Annotated in this window: 18 protein-coding genes; 8 read left to right on the plus strand and 10 right to left on the minus strand. The window is 56.2% G+C overall.

The genetic code is table 11. The features are described from left to right. Nucleotides 1–80 precede the first annotated feature (80 nt). The 5 genes from ACTZWY_RS01695 to ACTZWY_RS01715 form a co-directional block, all read right to left on the minus strand. Nucleotides 81–980: a bile acid:sodium symporter family protein gene (locus ACTZWY_RS01695; protein ID WP_444788937.1), complete on the minus strand. Its 900-nt coding sequence runs from the start codon at nucleotides 978–980 to the stop codon at nucleotides 81–83. A 4-nt stretch (nucleotides 981–984) separates the two neighbouring features. Further along, on the minus strand, nucleotides 985–2,718 hold the full coding sequence (locus ACTZWY_RS01700; protein ID WP_444788938.1) for an AMP-binding protein: 1,734 nt from the start codon (nucleotides 2,716–2,718) through the stop codon (nucleotides 985–987). Between the two features lie 150 nt (nucleotides 2,719–2,868). Beyond that, entirely contained in the window at nucleotides 2,869–3,594 is a 726-nt protein-coding gene (locus ACTZWY_RS01705; protein WP_444788939.1) for a lysophospholipid acyltransferase family protein, read from the minus strand. Further along, the gene (locus tag ACTZWY_RS01710) at nucleotides 3,594–4,466 is read right to left on the minus strand and encodes a cell division protein FtsX (protein ID WP_444788940.1); all 873 of its coding nucleotides are present in this window, start codon (nucleotides 4,464–4,466) and stop codon (nucleotides 3,594–3,596) included. Before ACTZWY_RS01710 ends, ACTZWY_RS01705 begins: the two co-directional genes overlap by 1 nt. Beyond that, on the minus strand, nucleotides 4,463–5,134 hold the full coding sequence (locus ACTZWY_RS01715; protein ID WP_444788941.1) for a cell division ATP-binding protein FtsE: 672 nt from the start codon (nucleotides 5,132–5,134) through the stop codon (nucleotides 4,463–4,465). Before ACTZWY_RS01715 ends, ACTZWY_RS01710 begins: the two co-directional genes overlap by 4 nt. A 174-nt stretch (nucleotides 5,135–5,308) precedes the next feature. Between ACTZWY_RS01715 and ACTZWY_RS01720 the strand changes: the two genes are divergently transcribed. Beyond that, complete coding sequence (locus tag ACTZWY_RS01720) at nucleotides 5,309–6,064, plus strand: zinc-ribbon domain-containing protein (protein ID WP_444788942.1); 756 nt, start codon at nucleotides 5,309–5,311, stop codon at nucleotides 6,062–6,064. Nucleotides 6,065–6,117: 53 nt separating this feature from the next. Here ACTZWY_RS01720 and ACTZWY_RS01725 read toward each other — a convergent pair whose 3' ends face one another. Then, nucleotides 6,118–8,283, minus strand: a complete 2,166-nt coding sequence (locus tag ACTZWY_RS01725; RefSeq protein WP_444788943.1) for a transglycosylase domain-containing protein — start codon at nucleotides 8,281–8,283, stop codon at nucleotides 6,118–6,120. A 310-nt stretch (nucleotides 8,284–8,593) separates the two neighbouring features. Between ACTZWY_RS01725 and ACTZWY_RS01730 the strand changes: the two genes are divergently transcribed. From ACTZWY_RS01730 to ACTZWY_RS01760, 7 genes are all read left to right on the plus strand, one after another. Further along, complete coding sequence (locus ACTZWY_RS01730; RefSeq protein ID WP_277805398.1) at nucleotides 8,594–8,932, plus strand: P-II family nitrogen regulator; 339 nt, start codon at nucleotides 8,594–8,596, stop codon at nucleotides 8,930–8,932. Between the two features lie 41 nt (nucleotides 8,933–8,973). Continuing rightward, nucleotides 8,974–10,329 carry an ammonium transporter gene (locus ACTZWY_RS01735; protein WP_444788944.1) on the plus strand — a complete coding sequence of 452 codons (1,356 nt, stop codon included), beginning with the start codon at nucleotides 8,974–8,976 and terminating at the stop codon, nucleotides 10,327–10,329. A gap of 314 nt (nucleotides 10,330–10,643) precedes the next feature. After that, nucleotides 10,644–11,402 (plus strand): LysM peptidoglycan-binding domain-containing protein, encoded by a 759-nt coding sequence (locus tag ACTZWY_RS01740; RefSeq protein WP_444788945.1) that lies wholly within the window; start codon nucleotides 10,644–10,646, stop codon nucleotides 11,400–11,402. A gap of 183 nt (nucleotides 11,403–11,585) precedes the next feature. Next, nucleotides 11,586–12,602 carry a sulfotransferase family protein gene (locus tag ACTZWY_RS01745; protein WP_444788946.1) on the plus strand — a complete coding sequence of 339 codons (1,017 nt, stop codon included), beginning with the start codon at nucleotides 11,586–11,588 and terminating at the stop codon, nucleotides 12,600–12,602. Beyond that, nucleotides 12,599–13,885 carry a lipopolysaccharide biosynthesis protein gene (locus ACTZWY_RS01750; RefSeq protein WP_444788947.1) on the plus strand — a complete coding sequence of 429 codons (1,287 nt, stop codon included), beginning with the start codon at nucleotides 12,599–12,601 and terminating at the stop codon, nucleotides 13,883–13,885. The genes ACTZWY_RS01745 and ACTZWY_RS01750 overlap by 4 nt, the downstream gene beginning before the upstream one ends. Then, nucleotides 13,882–15,093, plus strand: a complete 1,212-nt coding sequence (locus ACTZWY_RS01755; protein ID WP_444788948.1) for an O-antigen ligase family protein — start codon at nucleotides 13,882–13,884, stop codon at nucleotides 15,091–15,093. Before ACTZWY_RS01750 ends, ACTZWY_RS01755 begins: the two co-directional genes overlap by 4 nt. A gap of 2 nt (nucleotides 15,094–15,095) precedes the next feature. Further along, a complete protein-coding gene (locus ACTZWY_RS01760) occupies nucleotides 15,096–16,043 on the plus strand; it encodes a sulfotransferase family protein (protein ID WP_444788949.1) in 948 nt (315 codons plus the stop codon). 133 nt (nucleotides 16,044–16,176) lie between these two features. Here ACTZWY_RS01760 and ACTZWY_RS01765 read toward each other — a convergent pair whose 3' ends face one another. From ACTZWY_RS01765 to ACTZWY_RS01780, 4 genes are all read right to left on the minus strand, one after another. Beyond that, nucleotides 16,177–17,610 (minus strand): mannose-1-phosphate guanylyltransferase/mannose-6-phosphate isomerase, encoded by a 1,434-nt coding sequence (locus tag ACTZWY_RS01765; RefSeq protein ID WP_444788950.1) that lies wholly within the window; start codon nucleotides 17,608–17,610, stop codon nucleotides 16,177–16,179. A gap of 178 nt (nucleotides 17,611–17,788) precedes the next feature. Next, entirely contained in the window at nucleotides 17,789–19,198 is a 1,410-nt protein-coding gene (locus tag ACTZWY_RS01770; protein WP_444788951.1) for a phosphomannomutase, read from the minus strand. Between the two features lie 253 nt (nucleotides 19,199–19,451). Continuing rightward, on the minus strand, nucleotides 19,452–20,369 hold the full coding sequence (locus tag ACTZWY_RS01775; protein WP_444788952.1) for an NAD-dependent epimerase/dehydratase family protein: 918 nt from the start codon (nucleotides 20,367–20,369) through the stop codon (nucleotides 19,452–19,454). Further along, nucleotides 20,329–21,564: a glycosyltransferase gene (locus ACTZWY_RS01780; protein WP_444788953.1), complete on the minus strand. Its 1,236-nt coding sequence runs from the start codon at nucleotides 21,562–21,564 to the stop codon at nucleotides 20,329–20,331. The genes ACTZWY_RS01775 and ACTZWY_RS01780 overlap by 41 nt, the downstream gene beginning before the upstream one ends. Nucleotides 21,565–21,569 lie beyond the last annotated feature (5 nt).

The following is a 21,569-nucleotide window of genomic DNA, read 5'->3' on the forward strand; positions in this document are numbered from 1 at the left end:
TGCATCGCCTGACAGGGACCGCCCCCGCCACGTTCCAAGGTGTGGCAAAGGCGCGAGAAATCAAGAAGCTGTCGGGTCTGCTATTGCACAACCTTGGCCGCATCGCGCGCCAGCGCTTCGCGCGTGGCATTGCGCCGATACCACAGCGTGACAGCAGTGGAGCTTAGCACAATGAACAGCGAATACAGCACCGGAATAAGCAACACTGCCTGTTGTTGCGCCGCCGTGAAGCTTAGCGTAATGACAAGCACCGCCAACGGCCCGTTCTGAATGCCCGTTTCCAGACTGATGGTCCGCGCGCGGTTGGTGTCCTGCCCCAACCCCCGCGCGACCCAATAGCCGAACAACATACCAATCAGCCCAATCCCGATCGTTGCGGCATAAATCGGGGCGGGCGTGTCCAGCAGCAACTGGTAATTGCGCGGCACCCAGCTGATGATCAGGAACAGGATGACCACCACCCCCATGAAGGACCCGATCAGTTCCACTGTCGCGCCCACATTCGGGTTCATCCGCCGCAGCACCATTCCCAACATTGTGGGCACCAGCAATACGGCCAGAATTTGCGCTACATTGCCCGGCGGGATGACATAATCCGCCCCCACCCCCGCAAGCCCGCCATAAAACGACAACAGGACCGGCACCATAACCACCGCCGCAAGCGTGGATACTGTGGTCATCATGATGGACAGCGCCAGAACACCCTTGCTGAAATAGGCGAAAATGTTGGATGTGGTGCCGCCGGGCATGCAGGCAATCAGCAACAGCCCCACAACCAGCGCGGGCGGCAGGCCCAGAGCCACCGCCAGCAAGAACCCCAGAAACGGCATGACAGCAAACTGACTAAGCAGGCCCACCATAATGCCCTTGGGCTTGCGAAAGGCAATCAGGAAGTCGCGCGGCGTCATGCTGGCCCCCATGCCCAACATGATGACCATCATCATGATCCCCAGTAATGTGGTTTCCAGTTCTGTCAGCATGGTATCAGACCTTTCCCGCGAATTCGGCGCGCATTTCAGCCTTCAGGTCCTTGCGCAGGATCTTCCCGATAGGGGATTTCGGCAGCTCATCGCGGATGATCACGCTTTTGGGCACCTTGTAAGCCGCCAGATATTTGCGGCAATGTGCAATCACATCCTGCTTGGTCAGGTCATCGGGCTGGTCAGGGTTGCGCACGACATAGGCGCGCACCGCTTCGCCCGATTTCACGTCCGGCACGCCTATAACGGCTGCTTCCAGCACTGTGGGCAACTTGGCCAGACAATCCTCAACCTCGTTGGGGTAGACATTGAAGCCGGACACCAGAACCATGTCCTTCTTGCGGTCTACAATGCGCAAATAGCCGTCTGCATCCATTGTGGCCACGTCCCCTGTAAACAGCCAGCCGTTTTGCAAGGTTTTGGCCGTATCTTCGGGGCGGTTCCAATAGCCCAGCATGACCTGCGGCCCCTTGACCAGCAATTCGCCGGGTTGTCCGTCATCCACAGGGTCGGCATTGTCATCGACCAGCGCAATTTCCGTTCCCGGCACCGGCACCCCGATGGACCCGGCGCGCATGGGTTGCTCCAGCGGGTTGAACGTCACCAAAGGCGCGGATTCGGTCAGCCCGTACCCTTCGGCCACGCGGGTGCCGGTGATCCGTTGCCAACGCTCGGCCACCGCACCATGAAGCGCCGTGCCGCCCGCAATGGCGGCGGTCAGGGTTTTAGGCGGATAGGCCGCGAACCATTCTTCATTCATCAGCCCGTTGAACAGGGTGTTCACGCCGGTAATCCATGTCACTGGGTAATTTTCCAACGCCCGCTGGATATTTTGCACAGGGCGCGGGGACGGCACCAGAATATTGCGTGCGCCAAGCCCGAAAAACGTCATTAAATTGGCCGTAAACGCAAAGATGTGGTAGACAGGCAGCGCCGTCAGCACGCAATCATCACCGGTCATATGATGCGACCCCATGGCACGCACCTGTTCCAGATTGGCCAGAATGTTGCCATGGCTAAGCATCGCGCCCTTGGCGACACCAGTTGTGCCCCCTGTATATTGCAGCAGTGCCAGATCATGGGGTTTCAACTGGTCCCAATCCGTGACCCTGGGCTGTTTGCGCCCCCGTCGCAATGCCTCGCGGATCCGCAAAACCGGCACTGTCAGCTTGGGCACCGGCGGCAAGCTGCGTGTCCAGACCTTCTGGACACCACGAATTATGAATTCCGGAATGCGCGGGAAAAATTCGGGCACGCCCGCCAGAACAACATGGCGAATGCCGGTCTGCGGAATCACTTCGGGCAGTTTGTCGGTGAACATGTCGCTGATCACCAACACCTCGACACCGGCATCATTGAACTGATGCGTCATCTCAGACGCGGTATACAGCGGGTTTGTGTTCACCAGAACGCAACCCGCCTTGAACGCACCAAATGCCGCCACCGGATAGGCCAGCCCATTGGGCAGTTGCACAGCCACCCGCGCGCCCCGTTTCAGCCCGCATTCATGGCGCAGGAAGCTGGCAAAGTCATCGGACAGCGCGCCAACCTGCGCGAATGTGTGGGTGCCGCTCATGCCGTTGGGCACAACGCAGGTAAAGGCTTTCTTCCTTGCGAAGGTCGTGCAGGCATCCTGCACCAGTTCAGCCAGACTGGCATAGGGCGACGGGGCAAGCGTGGGCGATATGTCAGTGCCATACGCCGCCAGCCAAGGACGGTCAGCTGCGGTTTTGTTCAAGGTATCCTCCCTCACCTGTGAAGCGATAACAGGCGTTGCGGCCAGCATTCCTCACTATCAGACAGCAAACAAGCCCTGATGTTCGTTCGACGCTGGGGCAGTTTTGAAATAACCTTGCGTCACATTCTACGGGGCCGGGCATAAATGGCGCTATTGCGGTGCCGCTTCTGCCATCAGCCGGTCAGAATGCTGTTCGATCACTGATTCCATCTGCACCAGAAATTCGCGCGGCGCCAACCCCGCCGGGATGGGGGGCAGGAATTCCACCACCGCCACGCCGGGTTTGCGATACAGGCTGTGTTTTGGCCAGAACAGGCCCACATTCGTTGCAACCGGCACGCATTCCCCGCGCATCTGGTCATACAGCACGGCGGTTCCCACCTTATAGGGCAGTTTCGCCCCGGGCGCGACGCGGGTACCTTGCGGATAGATGATCAACTGTCCCGCTTCTTCCTGCCCTGCCGCAACGCGTTTCATCATATCCTTGATCGCAGACCCGCGTTTGCCACGGTCAACAGGCACGCAGCCTATGCGCATGGCATACCAGCCCAACAAAGGCGCCCATTTCAATTGTTTCTTCATCACAAAACGCGGGCGCGGCAAGGCCCCGAATATAAGGATAATATCAAAGAATGACTGATGCTTGGCCGCAACCAGCACTGCACCGTCCGGCACAGTGCCGCGTATTTCCGACCGCAAGCCCGCAATCCATGCCGCAGACCAGCGCACATAATGGCAAAAGCTGTGACAAGCCCGCAGTGCCATGTCCCGCCGCACCAGCGCAAGCGGGGCAAACGCAACTGCCAGCACCAGCATTGCGACATACATTTGCGCAATAAACACCACAGACCGGACCCATTGGACCGCATAGCGCATCAGGTAACCCCCTTCAGAACACCCAAGGCCGTTGCCTTGGCCGCAGCCCAGGCAAGGAGGGCCGTAACCACCGGCAATGACAGTGGCAAAAGCCACCCTAAACCTTGGAACCCCAAGCCCGAAAAGACGCTACTGCCGCTGGCAGGATCAGGCAATAGCATCATGGCAACAGCCCCCGCACCGGCCCCCGCAGCTGCGCCGAGCGTGGCGCGCAGCGTCATGCGCCGGACGAAGGCGCGCGCAATGAAGCGGTCCTGCGCGCCCACCAGCCGCAACACGCGGATAACCTGCGCATTGGATGCAAGCGACGCACTGGACGCCAGCATGACAATCGCCGCCATCACCGACCCTATCAACACCAGCGACAGGTTCGCCAACTGGCGCAGCCGCGCCGCGCCTTCAGCCAGCGGCCTGCGCCAGCGCGTGTGATCGTCATAAACGGCACCCGGCGCTTCGGCAGACAAGCGCAGCCGCAGCCCCTGTCGGTCCGGTCCGTCGGGCGTTTCGGTCACATCTATCAGGCGCGGCAAGGGCAGCGCATCCAGCGGAAGGTCGGGGCCAAGCCAGGCTTCCAGCAAGCCCGCCTGTTCATTGTCGGTCATTTCGCGCGCGGCCACTATGCCCGGCGTGGTGCGCAATACTTCCAGCACAAGGGCGGTTTGTTCGGCCATTTCTTCGGGCGGCGCAGAAATGCGCACAGTGGCCGTCTGCAACAAGGCTGCCTGCCAGTTCTGCGCCAGCCGTGCCGCCGAGACGGACAATGCCAGCGCAAACACCGCCAAAAACGCCATGGCCGCCGCACTTAGCCCGACCAGCCAGACACCGCGCCCGCTGCGCGGCACAACAAGGCGGGTCACGTCAGTGCGGGTCATAACTCTGCACCTGCGGCCTGAACCTCGCCACGGGCAATACGCAAAACCCGTGTGGACACCTGTGTTTTCGCAAACCGGATCAGGTTCAGATCATGCGTTGCAATCAAAACTGCCGTGCCCATGCGGTTCAGTTCGATCATCAGCGACATCAGCCGCTGGGACATGTCCCAATCCAGATTGCCGGTCGGTTCATCCGCCAGCAACACCTCGGGCGAGGCGATGATGGCGCGCGCAAGGGCCGTGCGCTGCCGTTCCCCGCCCGACAGGGTTGGCGGCAATGCCCGCGCCTGCCCCCCCAACCCCACCCATGCCAGAAGGTCGGCAAGGTTGTCGGCAGAAACCGCGCGTCCCGTCACACTTAACGGCAGCGCCACATTTTGTTCCACACTCAGATGGTCCAGAAACTGGCAATCCTGATGCACGATACCAATGCGCTGGCGGGTGCGCGCCAGATCATCGCGCGACATGGTGCGTATATCCTGCCCCAACAGGGTGACACTGCCGGAACTTGGCAGCAACTCACCGTAACATAGCTTCAGAAACGTGCTTTTGCCTGCACCGGAAGGGCCGGTCAGGAAATGGAAACTGCCTTTTTCCAAGGTGATGGACGCATTCCTGAACAGCGGCCCACCGCCATAATCATGGGCAACATCGTGAAACGCAATCATACTGCGGCCACCTTTGGCTTGCGCGTGGGATCATAGCAACGAAGTATGGCGTTCGGCATCAGGAACATTTCTTCTACCTTGTCAGATCAGCAATACCTTGGAACACGCCTGATCGCTTGCTACAATAGTTGATAAACAGCGCCAATCCTGCATTTCGCAAGGCGAAGGATCTAAATGATGCGTATCACCTGTCCAAGTTGCCTTGCGCAATACGAAATCGACGCCAGCTTGCTTTCCAAAGATGGCCGGGAGGTGCAGTGTTCTGGCTGCAGCCATATCTGGTTTCAGCAAGCCGACAGCGCGGCACCAAAACCGCAAACGCCGCCTGCACCGCCCCCCCCCGCGACTGATACGGCGGACCAGAACCAAGGCGCAGACCCCAAGCCCGCCGAAGAAGACGATAAGACCGGGCTTTTTGATACAACATTGAAACCCAGATCACGACGTCTGGACCCGTCCGTTGCGGATGTGCTGCGCGAGGAAGCACAGTTCGAAGCCAGCCAGCGCCAGCGCGAGGCCGAGGGGCTACAATCCCAACCCGACCTTGGGCTACTGGCCAGCGCCCCTTGGCCAGCGCCCCATGCCGACCCCACCACCCCCGATACCGAAGCGGCCCCCAAAACAGACACACCGGCGGGGCCACAAGCTGCATTCCCTGACATTGATGACATCAGCGCCACGCTGGAACCCATAGGCGAAGCGCGCAAGCACAGTGATTTCGCGCTGCCCCAGACAGCACAGGCACGGCAACGCAGCTTCTTGCGCGGGTTTGCCGTGCCGCCCCTGCTGGCCATGCTGATGGTCGGGTTTTACGTCATGGCCCCGCACTTGGTTGCGGTGGCACCATTTTCGGCGCCGGTCGTTTCAGCCTATGTTGGGGTGGTTGATTCCGCGCGCGCAGGGCTACAAAATATGTTGGCCGGGTTGTAAGCTGGCGGCATGGCCTGAATGACCACGGCGGGCCATGGCGGCCCGCGCGGTGGTCAGTTCCCGCCAAAGATTGACCCCAAAATCCCGCGAATGGTATCATCCAACGTGGAAGCGGGCGCCTGTCGGGGTTCGGGCGCAGCACGGAAGCTGCGATCATCCATCACCGGGCGTTGCGGTTCCAGCATGGGCAGATCGCGCGCGGGCAAGCCCTGATGCACGCGGGTCATGACTTCGTGCCATATCTCGGCGGGCAGGCCGCCGCCTGTCACCCCGGTCAGCGGTGAATTGTCGTCATATCCCATCCAGACCCCTGCAACATAGTCCGCTGTAAAGCCAATAAACCAAGCATCACGCGCGGCCTGGGTTGTGCCGGTTTTACCTGCGGCTGGCCGGTCGGGCAGGCGCGCGCGCCCGCCGGTGCCGTCTTGCAAAACACGGGTCATCATCCATGTTAGCATCTGCGCCGATTGCTCGGAAATGACGCGGTCGCCCATGCCGTTGGTCGCAGAAAAAAGCGGGCTTTGTTCACCCAGAAGGGTCAGATCCTCTATGCCATAGGGCCGAACGGCGCTTCCGCCATTCAAAATGCCCGCATAGGCAGCTGTCATTTCCAGCAACGTTGATTCCGACGCCCCCAGCGCAAGCGCGGGACCTTCGGCCAGTTCGCTGCGCAACCCGAACTGGTTTGCAACAGCCCGCACCTGGTCACGCCCCATGGCCTCGGAAATGCGCACAGCGGGCGTGTTCAGTGATTTGGCCAATGCTTCTGTCAGCGTCACAAAGCCGTGGAATTCCCCGTCATAATTGCGTGGCGACCACGCGCCAGAACCGGGAATATTGATGGTCAGCGGAGCATCTTCGACAATGTCAAATGGTTCGAACCCGTTTTCCAGCGCTGCGGCAAACAGGAATGGTTTGAACGCCGACCCGGTTTGGCGCATGGCCTGTGTGGCGCGGTTGAACCCACCAACAGAGGGGTTGCGCCCGCCCACCATGGCACGGACCGCCCCGTCCGCAGACATGACAACCACGGCCACTTCAGCTTCGGACCCGTCCCGAACGCGGTTTTCGAAAATATCGCGCACCGCATCTTCTGCCGCGGCCTGCAAGCGGGGATCGAAGGTCGTGCGCATCAACACATCTTCGGTGGTGTCGCGCGTAAGATAGGCAGGACCGCTTTGCATCAGCCAGTCAGCGAAATGAATTCCACGCCGCGATTCCGCAGAATCGGACAGCGTGGCCGGATAGGCGCGCGCCTCGGCCAGTTCGTAATCCGTCAACAGCCCCTGTTCATGCATCAGCCCGGTGACAACATTTGCGCGCGCCTGCGCGCGCGCAAGGTTGCGGGTGGGCGCGTAATAGGACGGCGCAACCAAAAGACCCGCCAGCATTGCGGCCTCTGACGGGCCAACTTCATTCGCTGAACGCCCGAAATAGCGCTGCGCGGCAGCTTCAAAACCGCGCGACCCGGCCCCAAGAAAGGCGCGGTTCATGTAGATCGTCAGAATATCATCTTTGGACAGCTTCGCTTCCAATGCAAAAGCATAGGGCAATTCCTTGATTTTGCGCCACACTGTGCCACGGCGGCAGTCAGCCTCATAGGCGGCCTCCGACTCCCACGCGTCGGGGTCGAAGGGCACACCAAGGCATAGAAGCTTGGCCACCTGCTGGGTAATGGTGGACCCGCCCGCCCCCGAAAACGCGCTGCGCCCGGATGACATGTTCGTTCTGATCGCGCCCGCAATACCGCGCGGCGACACCCCCAGATGCCAATAAAAGCGCCGATCCTCGGTCGCAATAATCGCATTTTTCAAATACGGCGACACAGTATCTGCAGTAATGGCCCCCCCGAATGTTTCGCCACGCCACGCAAACACAGTGCCGTCGCGGTCCATCATGGTTACGGACCCGCGCGCGCGGGCATCCAGCAAATCGGCCAAGGGGGGCATATTCGCGTAGAAGTAGAATGTGGCGCCAGCAAGGATAAGCGCCACGACGGCAGCAGTGCGCCACATCACCCCCCAAATGATGCGCCAGACAAACCGCACCAGCCCCCTGATGAAACGCGTCACCACATTGCCTGTGGGCGCTTTCGCCCGCTGGGGTTTGGCTTTGCGCGATACCTTGGCCTTGGTCGCTGCTGCACTGGCCGGGGCTGCGGGCTTCGCACCGCGCTTGTCCGCAACCAGATTCTTGCGTTTGTTTCCCGCACCGCCCATTCAATTGACCTACTTATCAGAAACACATGAAAATGACATATCGGCATTTTGCCGGCACGGGTGCCCTTTTGCCAGTGCGCAGACCATCTGACCAGCACCTTCGCAACAAAGTGTTGAGGTGTTTGCGTCAAGTCACGATTCAGTTTTGATTATTTTTTAAGCAACGATGCTATTTTGTGCATTTTTTTTCGGTTTTTGTCATCTTGAGGATATTGCAGCGCAGCAAAGCATTGAGGCGGCGCCCAGTTTTTGTGCTGACTGACCAACAGGCCCGAGGGGGTCCCGGCAGTAGTGAAAAGGGGAAGGCACCGTGAAATACATCATAGCGGCGATAAAACCGTTCAAGCTGGAAGAGGTGCGCGAAGCGCTGACCTCGATTGGCGTGCGCGGAATGATGGTCACTGAAATCAAGGGCTTCGGCGCGCAGTCGGGACATACCGAAATTTATCGTGGCGCCGAATATGCCGTGAATTTCGTGCCGAAGCTGAAGCTTGAAATTGCTGTGTCTGACGGCATGGCCGATCAGGTCGTTGAAACGCTGCAGAAGACAGCGCGCACCGACAAAATCGGTGATGGCAAGATTTTCGTGCTTGATCTGGCGGCAGCAACGCGCGTGCGGACTGGCGAAACCGGCGACGACGCACTGTGACCCGCGGAAACCTTGATAAAAGATCAAAAGGACAAATGCAGATGCAATTCAAAAAACTTATACCCTTGATCGCCGCTGCCGCGCTGGCGCCCAGTCTGGGCTTCGCGCAGGAAGCCGCAGAGGTTGCCGAAACCGGCATTGACGCCGTTGAACGCCTGAATATGGAAATGGTGTTCATCATGAACTCGCTGCTGTTTCTGGTCGGCGGGTTTCTGGTGTTCTTCATGGCTGCGGGCTTTTGTATGCTGGAAACCGGCCTTGTCCGGTCCAAAAACGCGACCATGCAGCTGATCAAGAACGTGGCGCTGTTTTCATTGGCGACGGTTGCTTACTTCGTGGTCGGCTTCAACCTGATGTATCCGCTTGGCGACTGGGTTGTAGAAGGCTGGTTGGGTGGCATTGCGCCCACTGTTCTGGAACCTGTCGGCGTTGCCTTCGAGGATCTGGATGATGTGGAATACGCCTCCATCGGGTCGGATTTCATCTTCCAGCTGATGTTCTGTGCCGCAACCGCGTCGATCGTTTCGGGCGCTGTGGCCGAACGTATTAAACTGTGGCCCTTCCTTGTGTTCGTTGTCCTGTTGACGGGCATCATTTACCCGATTCAAGCCAGCTGGAGCTGGGGCGAAGGCTTCCTGAGCGATGTCGGCTTCCTTGACTTTGCCGGGTCTTCCATCGTGCACAGTGCTGGTGGCTGGGCTGCCTTGGCCGGGGTTATCGTTCTGGGCGCACGCACCGGCAAATATGGCAAGGATGGCCGCGTAACGGTTATGGCCGGTTCGAACCTGCCGCTGGCCACGCTGGGCATGTTCATCCTGTGGCTGGGTTGGTTCGGGTTCAATGGCGGGTCGCAACTGGCAATGGGCACTGTCAGCGATATGGCCGATGTCAGCCGTATCTTCGCCAACACCAACACAGCCGCTGCAGGTGGGGCTATTGCCGCGCTGATCCTGTCGAAAGTGCTGTATAGCAAGCCTGACCTGACCATGGTTCTGAACGGCGCGCTGGCTGGTCTGGTGTCCATCACCGCTGAACCGCTGACACCGGGTCTGGGCATGGCAACGTTGATCGGCGCTGTTGGTGGTGTGATTGTCGTTCTGACTGTTCCGCTGCTGGACAAGCTGAAACTGGATGACGTTGTTGGCGCAATTCCGGTCCACCTGTTCGCGGGTATCTGGGGCACGCTGGCCGTGGTTCTGACCAACCCTGATGCAACGCTGTCAGCACAGATCATCGGCATTGTCGCAATCGGCGCGTTCATGTTCATCGCATCGCTGGTGGTGTGGCTGATCCTGAAAGCGGTAATGGGTATCCGTGTCAGCGACGAAGATCAGGTAACCGGTCTGGACACAACCGAACTGGGCATGGAAGCCTATCCTGAATTCAGCAAGGGTTAACCCAGCCCGAGCATGAACACGAAAGGCCCGGCCACTGGACCGGGCCTTTTGCATTGGCCGAGAACATGCGGGCATGTTGATGAAACACCGAAAAGCTTTAACCTGTTGTTTTTCTGCAGTTTCGAAGCGAAAATTCAATCAACTTTTCCTGCAATTCCCTTGGGATGTGATGGAAAATGCATCATCTGCGATACCAACGCAGCCGCCACGACGCAGGACCACATCGTGATCCTTGCTTAACGGACCTGCAACTTGACAAGCCATGGTTGACCTGAAACCCTAATGCACGCACCAGCGGACATTAGGAGAAAATCATGCGTTTTGCCATTTATACTCTTGCAACATTGGGGTTGGCACATGCCGCATCTGCCCAAGGCAGCTATGTCGTGCAACCGGGTGACACCTTGCGCACAATCGCCCAGCGTGAATTGGGCGATGTGCGCGCGTGGCGCAGTTTGTGTGATCTCAACAGACTGTCAGATTGTGATCGCATTCTTTCAGGTATGATGCTGGAATTGCCGACAACGCCCGACAGCGCCGCCGATGAAGCCACCCACACCGCACCACAGCCCGAAACAACCGAAACCGACCCGGACGCAGCCGCATCCGCCGTGGCACCGACTGAACAAGGGGTCGAAACATATGCACTTGGCACCGACCTTGGCCTGCCCTTCAATACGTCGCGCGGATACCAGCTTGTCGAAACAGACGCTGGCGTAACCCTGTCCGGTCATGTCGAAAATGCCGGGGCGGGTGGGCAAACCGGCGGCGCGTTCATTCGTCTGTCTGACGCGTTCGAAGAAGCCGCAAGCGGCAACCGGATCCGCATTGAAATTACGGCAACCGGACCAGAAGGCGGCACTATCGCTGCGGCCTATTCGACCGCCGAAGTCGGGAATTCCGGCTGGCGAACGCTGCCTGTCGGACCGGAACCAACCGTGACATCCTTTGAGTATAATGTCCCCCCGATGGTAAACGGCAACGGCGACTTCCTTGGCATCCAGCCCGACCCGGAAAATACCGGCGCAAGCGTGACCATGCTGTCAATCCGTCTGGACGTGCTTTCGGACTAACCGCGCCAACCAACAGCGGGACTCCATGTCATGAATGCTTCTTTTCGCGGCAGTATCATACATTCCCAACCGCTTGACATGGATTCCCGCTTTCTTTCAGCCAGTCTTTTATCTACACCCGACATCGAAAAGCATGGTAAATCCCGGCCCTTCGGGGACACCACGCAATCGAGGGTTTTTTGAATGACGCATCCTTCTGCAAAAATGGTATTTGTCGTCGGCAACAGCCGCAGCGGCACCACAATGATGTCGCGTGTGCTGGGGCGCAACAGCGCCATTCATGGCTTCCCGGAATTGCACTACATCGAACAGATGGTCACCGCAGAGCAGTTTGCCTCTGATAATGCTGTCGAGGATGCGCGGGCAATAGATTTGGTGGCGCGTCTCATCTCGATCTTCAGATTGGGCTACTTCAAGCGCCGTGAACCCGAAAGGTTCGTTGCAGAAGCGCAGGATATCATCAACAAGGTAATGCCACGGACGCATGCGGCATTGCTGCGCGCTACCATGCTGACCGAGGCACGACGCCATGGCGCAGTGATCGCCTGCGAACAGACCCCGCGAAACGTATTCCACATCGACGCAATCCTGGCTGCATATCCCGATGCCGTGGTCATAAACATGGTCCGCGACCCGCGTGATGTATTGCTGTCGCAAAAGAACAAATGGCGGCGCCGGTCCATGGGGGCGCCAATTCCACGGTTCGAGGCGCTTCGCTCATGGATGAACTACCATCCGCTGACCATGTCCCTCTTGTGGAAGTCGGCCGTAACAGCCGGTTGCAGGCCCCGTGACCGCGTTCTGACAATCCGGTTCGAGGATCTGCTGGAACAGCCGCAGGACACCTTGCAGAAGATCTGCGTGCATGTTGGGGTAATCTACGATCAAGATATGCTAAATGTTGACCAAATCAATTCATCAACGAGGCAAGATAGCTTCGGAACTGTCGGCATAGATAATACGCGCAGTGATGCTTGGCGCAGTGGCGGACTGTCCGCATCAGAAATCACCATCTGCGAAAGAACCAATTCAGAGCTGATGAAGAGTCTGGGATATGCACAAAGTGATTCTCATGCAGGCTTTTTCCCAATAGTCTTTCAGAAACTGTTGATGCCTGTGAAGCTGATCGGCGCGCTTGCTCTAAATCTAGGGCGCGTGCGCAATCTCCTCGGCTGGCTGCGCAAGCGTCTGGTTGCATGAGACGGTTTGAAGCCTCTGGTGTATTCATTATCAAGGTGACGGCTGCGGCTGTCAGCTATATCTTTGTGCTGCTCCTTGCACGCATGATGGCCCCGGCGGATTTCGGCATTGTCGGCGCGTTGCTGACCGGCTCATTACTGCTGTCAGTTACGGGAATTCTGGGACAGCGCACGGCAATTCTGCGCTTCATCCCCCCCCTGCGCAAATTGCAAGGCGACGATGCCGAACAAACCCGTAGCATGATCAACCGTGCCTTCACGCTGGGCCTGACGGGTATGATCGGCCTGACTGTGCTGCTTGGGGTGGCATTGCTGATCGCGGACAGCACAGGATTGCGCGCTGTGCCATGGCCGGTCTTCGCGGGGCTTGCGCTGATTCCGCTTGTGGGCTGGATCGACATGCAAGCCCACCTGGCGCGCGCGTGGCGGTCTGTCATGCTGGCGCTGGTGCCAAAGGAAATACTGTGGCGCGCCTTGGTGCTGGTGGCGGCAGCGGCAGTGTATTTCTGGGGCGGTGGCGAAGACCTGGCGTTGGGAACTGTCGTGGCGCTGATGATCGGCGTGCTGGTTGTCCTGATCATGGGGCAAGGCGCGGTGATGGGACGAACCATGCCCCGCCCGAGACTGGACCGCAGCACCCTGCGCGACACACCGCAGGACTGGCGGCGTACAGTTGTTCCCTTCTGGGTAAATGGCGTGGCGTCCATGTTCCTGACCAATGCCGATGTGGTCATCGTGGCGCTGGTGCTGGGCGGGGAGCCAGCGGCCTATTACTTCGCGGCAAACCGTGTGGCGATGTTGTGTCATTTTTTCCTGCTGAGCCAGAATATTGTCGTTGGCCCGAAAATTTCGGCGGCATGGCATTCGGGGGAACGTGACAAGGTTCGGGCAATGGTTCAGCATGCCACTATCCACGCATTTGTGCCAACAACGGCAGTAGCCGCGATTATTTTCTATTTTTCGGCAGACATATTGAATCTATTTGGTGAGGGTTACGGCGATAGCTATCGTCTTGTCCAAATACTAGCAGCATCAGCTGTGATACAAAGTGCATTTGGACCGGCATTTGCTGCTCTTGAGCTTTGCAATAGGGAAAGAAGTGTACAAAGCGTGCAAATCATTGCGATCGTTTCTTTCATATTCGTTGCACTAATACTCGTTAGCACCCACGGCACTATCGGTATGGCTATCAGTGTAATGTTAATCACTTTCAGCTCGCGTCTAATCGCGTTCTTGTTACTTCGCAAAACACTAGAAAATGAGCAAAACAGGTCGCGAGAATGAGATTTTTTTCCTTTATTTTATTTTTGCTATACGTTCGCTTCATATCTGGTGGACTTGATGCTCAATTCTCAACGCGTATTTCACTGGTGACATCTGCCATCATAATGATTGCGCTAGCGTTTAATTTGCTTACTAAGCTTACGTTCAGCTCAAAGTTGGCGCCAATTTTTTTTGGCATTTCAACGATGGGTATAGCCTCATTTTTTTCGTTTCTTCTGAATGACATTCAGAACTATGGATCTGCATCAACAACTATCTCATCACTCATTTTATATTTTTTATTATTAAACTACTTTTTTACGATATCAATTACACATGACATCATGGAAAAGCTATTCTTATTTTCAAAATTAATCTTAGTGTTTGGTTTTATTTTCTGCATGATTCAAATTGGGACAGATAAAGTTTTCATAGAACGCGCTGGCTCAGGAATAAAACGTGTTTACGGCCTAACGGCGCATCCGGTCACTTTCGCGATGCAAACAGTTATATTTATCGTTTTATCTGAAGTTTTGCGGATAAAGCTGCGGAAGCCGGTGTCAATCCTATACATTATCACAATCGCTTTAGCATTTATATCAATATACCTCACCTATGCAAGAACTGCGTGGCTAATGCTAGCAATAGTAATGATGGTATACGTTTATTTTTCTGCCAAACCATTGGTAAAACCGTTTATTTTTATTGGCGTTTTGTTTGGACTTACTATTTCTATATTAGTATCTAATAGATTTGATGATCTAGCGTCACTTTCAACTTTTTTAACCTATACGGCTTTTGATACGACACAGTACGATTATCGTTTTGTGCAATCTTCAATGGCATGGCGAATAGTTAACTGGGTGCTTCATTTTAGAATTGCGCTGGACTCACCCTTTTTCGGATTTGGCCCCGGCCAGTCTACGTTCGTGAGCATCTTCGGACTTGAAATGCACAATGCCTTTCTAGAAACATTCATAGAGCTGGGTATTTTTGGTGTAATAGGCCTGCTGTCATTGATATTCGGTGTAACGAAATTACTTTACGGTCGGGCAGAATTAGAGGACAATCCTAGGGTTGCAAATGCGCTCACAAAAAGCGTATTCGCGGGCATCCTTTTGAGTATGTGCTTCAGTGTCGGCTTTCTTGATCAAACTGGCGGTGTAATGGCTTGTCTGATCCTACTGGCTGTGTTCTCAAGACGTTCACTTTACACTTCAGGACAGTAGAAATGGCAGAACTCATATTTTTAGTTGGATTTCCTCGTTCGGGAACTACATTCTTGGCGACGTCCCTGAGCCGCTTTGAAGGAGTATGCAGCACTCCCGAAACGCATTTTTACACTGATATCCTCGAAAGCTGTTTTTTTCCTCGAAGGAAAATTCCGGTTGAGCGCATTTCAAATGAATTTTCTGATCGACTTCGACTGCGAGATCTCGAAATTGATTTCAAGTTAGTGGGCAATAACTCTAATTCCACTTCGAAAACTAATAGAGTGAGTTTCTTCAGGAACGTTGTAGATATCTATGCAAAGAGAAACTCCGCTGAAATAGTAGTAGAGAAGACACCGGATCATTTTAGGATGATTGATCAAATTCGTGCCGACTTTCCAGAATCCCCTATTATTGTAATAGTACGAAACCCAGTGAATGTATTACTTTCACTTAAAAAGGTTCCGTGGGCGACTAAGTCTGATATTTTTTATTTACTTGAATGGGGATACTTGCATGAAAAATTGTGTAAAAGTGATAAGAATGTGGTGTTAGTCCACTATGAAGATCTTGTAGAAGATTGGGATAGAACACTAAGAAAAATAGATGTTAAATTTTTAACAGGTAGAAAGATAACTGATACTCCTCTTGGGGAGGCGGTTCCTGAGTGGGAACTTCAGTGGAAGTCAAATGCTCTTGGTAACACTATCGTAGACAAAGCGAAGGGCTCATCTGAAGCGACTCCAAAGTTAACTGTATGGGTTGAAAAGGTTGTAGGAGATCAAATGCAAAAACTTGGATATAATGCTCAATCCACCGCCTTCAGATATAAATTACTAGTAAGGGCTTTCGGAATTTATCTTTGGCTAAGGAAGCTGCGGAAGTTGATGACGTATGGCTTAGGACTAACTAGCATCCTACCAAGCGAAAGAAAGTTGACAAAAACTATAAATCAACAAAAAATTTAGCTCGTATATAACACATCAGAGCGGCGAGCTTTTACTGTCTTCAGTTAGCCCAATGCCACAATCAGGGCTGAGGTCAGGGAACTGACGGTAGGTTTCGACGAACATGCAGCATTTTGCGGGATTGGCCGTGCCGTCAGCCCTTCTTGCCCTGCCCGCGCGCGTATTTGTCTTCATAGCGTATGATGTCATCTTCGCCGACATATGAACCAGTCTGCACCTCGATAAGGACCATCGGCACTTTGCCAGGGTTTTCCATCCGGTGAACGGCGCCCAGCGGAATGTAGATGGACTCGTTTTCGGTGACCAAACGGGTGTCATCGCCCACGGTGACCTTTGCGGTGCCTTCGACCACGATCCAGTGTTCGGAGCGGTGGAAATGGCTTTGCAGCGACAGTGCGGCGCCCGGGTGAACATGTATGCGCTTGACCTGAAAGCGCGCGCCGACAGCAAGGCTTTCGAACCACCCCCAAGGGCGGTGGTCTTTTGGCAGGTCTGTGGCCTGCTTCACGCCTTTTGCCTTCAGCGCCGCCACTGCCAGTTTCACGTCTTGGGTGCGCGTCTTGTCCACAACCAGAACAGCGTCATTCATGGCCACGACCACAACGCCCTTCAGCCCAAGGCCCACGACTGTAAGATCATCACTATCGGCACGCAACAGGCTATCTTCACAGTCAATCGCCGTAGCATCGCCGGACAGTTGCACGCCATTCTCGTCACGCGCCCCTTCGCCCCAAACCGCATCCCAACTGCCAAGATCGGACCACCCAGCGCCAAAAGGCACAACCGACAGGTTGCTGGCTTTTTCCATAACCGCGTGGTCGATGGAAATATCCTGCATCTGGACCCAAGGTTCGGGTGCCAGCCTCAGAAAACCAAGATCTTCCTCCGCCTGTTCCAGCGCCTGTGTGACCTGCGCCAGCATCCCGGGCATATACTGCTGGAACGCGGCAACTATATCGGACGCGCGAAACAGGAAAATGCCGGAATTCCACAGATGCCGCCCGCTTTCCAGCATGTCTTTCGCGCGGGCCAGTTCAGGTTTTTCAACAAACCGCGACAGCGCGACCACGGCCCCATCGCTGTGCAGGTCCTCACTCAGCTCCAGATAGCCATAACCGGTTTCCGGGTAGGTGGGCTGAATCCCGAACGTCACCAGACGCCCTTGTTTGACCGCGCCCAGCCCTGCCTCCACAGATGCGACGAAAGCGGCAGTATCAGGCACAACATGGTCCGAGGGGGTGACCAGCAAAACCGCATTTGGGTCACTGCGCTGCGCATGCAAAGCAGCCGCCAGCACCGCCGGCGCCGTATTGCGCGCCTCCGGTTCAATCAAAATGGTCTGCGCCGAAAGTCCGATATCGGCCAATTGGTCCTGAACGATGAATCGGAAGTCGGAATTGGTGATAACAATCGCTGCGCCGAAACCCGCACCGCTGACACGCCGCGCAGAAGCTTGAAACAGCGTTTCATGGCCAATCAGGGGCACAAACTGCTTGGGGTAGCTTTTCCGCGACAAGGGCCATAACCGTGTCCCCGAACCACCACTAAGGATAACCGGTGTAATCATTTCAAGCCACCTATGTCAAAAACAAGACCCGTTGAAATCCATTCAAAAACCTGCAACGCACCACGATAGTTTTTGTTGTTGTAGGATTTTCTTCTACAGCACTGCCGCAGACTGATCAAAGTGTTTACACGCGCGCAAAACATATTTGATTTCCAAACACTTCAACATCTGTTTCCAATCACGTCATACGGTCACGCAAGGCATTGCGCAGCTTCTGCAAATGAACTGCCAGAAGATTTTGCGCTTGGGCAGCAGTGGGGGCTTCAGTGTAGCAGCGGCATTCGGGCGCGTTGCCCGATGGGCGCAAATGCACAACCAGCCCGTCCGCGAACAGCACCCGCAACCCGTCAGTCAGATCAAGCCCCGCTTCGGGCGTGCCCGCATCGAAAAATTCGGCGCGGGCGCGGGCGTCAACAGACAGCCGATGTATCAGCCTACTCGATGCGTCGGTCGGAATACCTTGCACGCGGTCGGATGCTGTAAACCGATCAGGCAGTTCGCGCAGCAAACCACCGACGCCTTGCCCCTTGGCATGGGTAAACGCCATCGGTGCGATGACCGGCAACATACTGTCACGCGTCATCAAGGGCGGCAGCGGACCTGCGGGACCAGCAGCGGCAAAGCCCAGTAAAAAGCCACCATTGGCCTCATAGCCCACAACGCGGCTGGTCGGGTCGGCCGCAAGGACCGCATCCATCGCAGCCAGAACATAGGGCGAGCCTATGCGCGTGCGGTGCACAGCGGTAAATTCAGGGATCATACCCACCATGGAATTGGATGAGACTGGCGTGCAAACCACGTCAGCCCCCAGCGCCCGCGCGGTCAGCACGCCCAACACATCGCCCGCGACCACATTGCCCTGTGCATCGCACAGCAGGGGGCGGTCCGCATCGCCATCTGTCGACACAAGCGCATCCAGCCTGTGTTCAGCACACCACGCGGCAAGTTGCGCGCGGGTTTCAGCGGCAACCGCTTCGGTATCAACAGGAATGAAGTGATCGGCGCGCGCCAATGGAACTGCACTCGCACCAAGGCCCGCGAAAAGGTCCATCATCAGATCACGCGCAACGGAACTGTGCTGATAAACGCCAATGCGCAAGCCTGACAGCGCGTGCGGCCCATAGGCAGATACAAAGCGCGCAACATAAGCGGCTGCCACCCCGGGGGCGTCCTCAACATCCGGCAAGGTGCGGGCCAATGGCCATTCCTGACCAGAGGCCGCTTGAATGGCCTGCTCATCATGTTTGGAAATCTCGCCCGCGGTGGTATAGAATTTCAACCCGTTTCTGTCTGCCGGAATGTGGCTACCCGTCACCATGACCGCGCCGCAGCCCCGCGCCGCAGCCGCAGCCGCCAGCGCGGGTGTTGGCACGGCACCGGCCCGCACCGGCTGGACCCCTGCCGCGCGGATCGCCGCCAACACAGTTTCAGCAATCCCGGGCGAGGAGGGGCGCAAGTCCCAACCCACAATCACCGTGCCGCCATGCTGGCAGATGGCCAGATAGGCGCGCACAATATCCGTGATGACGTCATCGGTCAGCTCCGACACAAGGCCTCGCAGGCCGCTGGTTCCAAAGGCTGGGGGCAAAGTCAGCTCCTTTTGGGGGATAGGCTACAGAAAAACGGGGCTTTTCGTGGGCGGCAATAAAACGTCACGCCTTAGTATCTGCGGCCAGACCGACACCTTCAAGACACTTCTGCCGCGCATGGGGCAAACTGTCTGGCCCCCCGCCTGCTTGACACCGCCCCTCCCGTGAAATTGCCGCATATTCCCCGAATGGACGTTCGACATGGCCCCCACAGTGGCAGGTCAGTGTTCTGGTTCCGAGGGATAATTTCACTCAGCGACGGGCGACAAGATCTGCCACGCCTTGCGCCAGCGTAATATTCGGCGTCCAGCCCAAATCGCGCTTCGCCTTGGAAATATCCAGCACCACCTTCAGGGGGTCAAACGGGCGCGCAGGGTGCATATTGCGCGTGATCTGCACGCCGGTGGCTTGCTCGACAACATCACATAAGGTGTTCAATGATGTTCCTTGTCCGTAGCCACAATTATATGCCCCCAAAACAGGGTTTTCCAGTGTGGCCAGCATCAGTTGGACAAGATCGCGCACATGCACAAAATCGCGCACAGCGCTTCCATCCCCCCATATGGTAATGGGCTTGTTGTTCAGCGCCGCATTCACAAAAGTAGTGACCGCGCCCAGAACACCCAGCTTCTGCTGTCCCGGCCCGTAAGGGTTGGCAGGGCGAATAATGACGGGGCGCAGCCCGTACATATCCTGATACAGGCGAATATAGGCTTCGGCGGCAAGTTTTGTCGCGCCATAAGCTGAAGCGGGCCGAAGCGGGTGTGTCTCTGGTATGGGCAATTGTTCCGGTGGGCCATAGATGGCCCCGCCTGATGACAAATACAGCAAACGGGTCTGACCCAAACGCCGCATTTCTTCCAACAGGGTGATAAGGGGAAGCAAGTTGTCCTGCGCGTCCCCACGCGGGTCAGCCGTGGCTTGGGCCGGAACAGTCGAGGAGGCAAGGTGCCAGACAGCATCAACGGTTTTGATCAATTCCGCCTTGTCCACCAGTGCACCAAGACCACCCGGAACATAATCAAACGCGCCCGCATACTCGACCGATGGTTTCATGCTGCGCCCAACAGATGTCACGCGATGCCCGGATGCAAGGGCCTGGCGCACGGCCTCATCCCCGATGAAGCCGTTACCCCCGATGATTACGATATGTTTGGAATGCTGTGTCATAAGCGGTTTCTATTTCCTTCAAAAATACGTCGGGGCTGAACACGCTGTCGGACCAGTGTTTGGCGCGCTGGCCCATGCTGCGCGCAAGATCTGCGTCTTGTGCAAGTGCGCGAATGCACTGCGCCAATTCTTCAATGTTGTCGGGATCGAAAATTAACCCGCGTTGGCCGTGTTCGACCAATTCAGTGATTCCGCCCCGGTGGGCACCGATCACAGGCCGCGCCGCAGCAAAGGACTGATTGATGACATACGGAAAATTTTCGTGCCAAAGTGACGGGACAATTACAAAACGGGCATTTTCAAGCACGACATCCAGTTCCGCGCCCCAACGAGGGCCCAGAAACTCTATATTTGTCAGGCCGCGTTCAGCGACCATCTTCTCAAGCCTTTGCTGGTCGGGGCCGTTCCCTACAATCTTGATCGGGAAATTATCAATACGGTCTGCGGCCTCTACAATCCGGTCTACGCCCTTTTCATCAATCAGCCGCCCGAAATACAGGCCATAGCCATCATATGTATCTGTGGCGTTCACAGCGGCCGAATTGAACGGATTGCGCATTTTCGACCAACTGAACGGCTTGCCTTGCCAGAATTCTTCGGTTTTGCGGGCCATAAATTCACTGGAGAAGGTGAAATGCGCAATCTTGTCATATACTTTCAAGCTGTTGTGAACATACGCCTCTGTCATGCTGGCGACTGACAACGGCAGGTTTTCCTTGCAGCACTTGTTCGCAACTGCCCGCCAGAATTTTCCACCCTGGCATTCAGTGCAGATTTTCTGGTGATGGAACAGCTTATAGTTCGGGCAGATATGCTTGTAATCATTGCAGCTCATGACCACAGGAATATTCCGGTCATGTGCGGCAGAAAATATCGCCGGACTAAGATGCACATTTGTCGCAAAAACATGCAGCAAATCGGGCTTGAACTGGTCCAGAAGGGCGGCCATCCGTGCCTTGTTGCGCGGGTTATAGATCGCAGGTGGAACGCTGGCTGCACGCGCCAAAAGCCCCGGCGCATCATAGGCTGGCGCGTCCCATAACGTCACGTTGTCGGGCGTGTCGGGCTGTTTTTTCCCGGTGGCAAGCATCCATGTATCATGCCCTGCGGCGCGCAAAGCTTTTTCTGTTTCGTGAAAGAATACTTCAGCGCCGCCTGTCAGTTCATGGAACTTATGCGCTAGCAGAACTCGCATGGTGC

It is taken from the genome of Roseinatronobacter sp. NSM (assembly GCF_052379845.1).
Lineage (GTDB): Bacteria > Pseudomonadota > Alphaproteobacteria > Rhodobacterales > Rhodobacteraceae > Roseinatronobacter.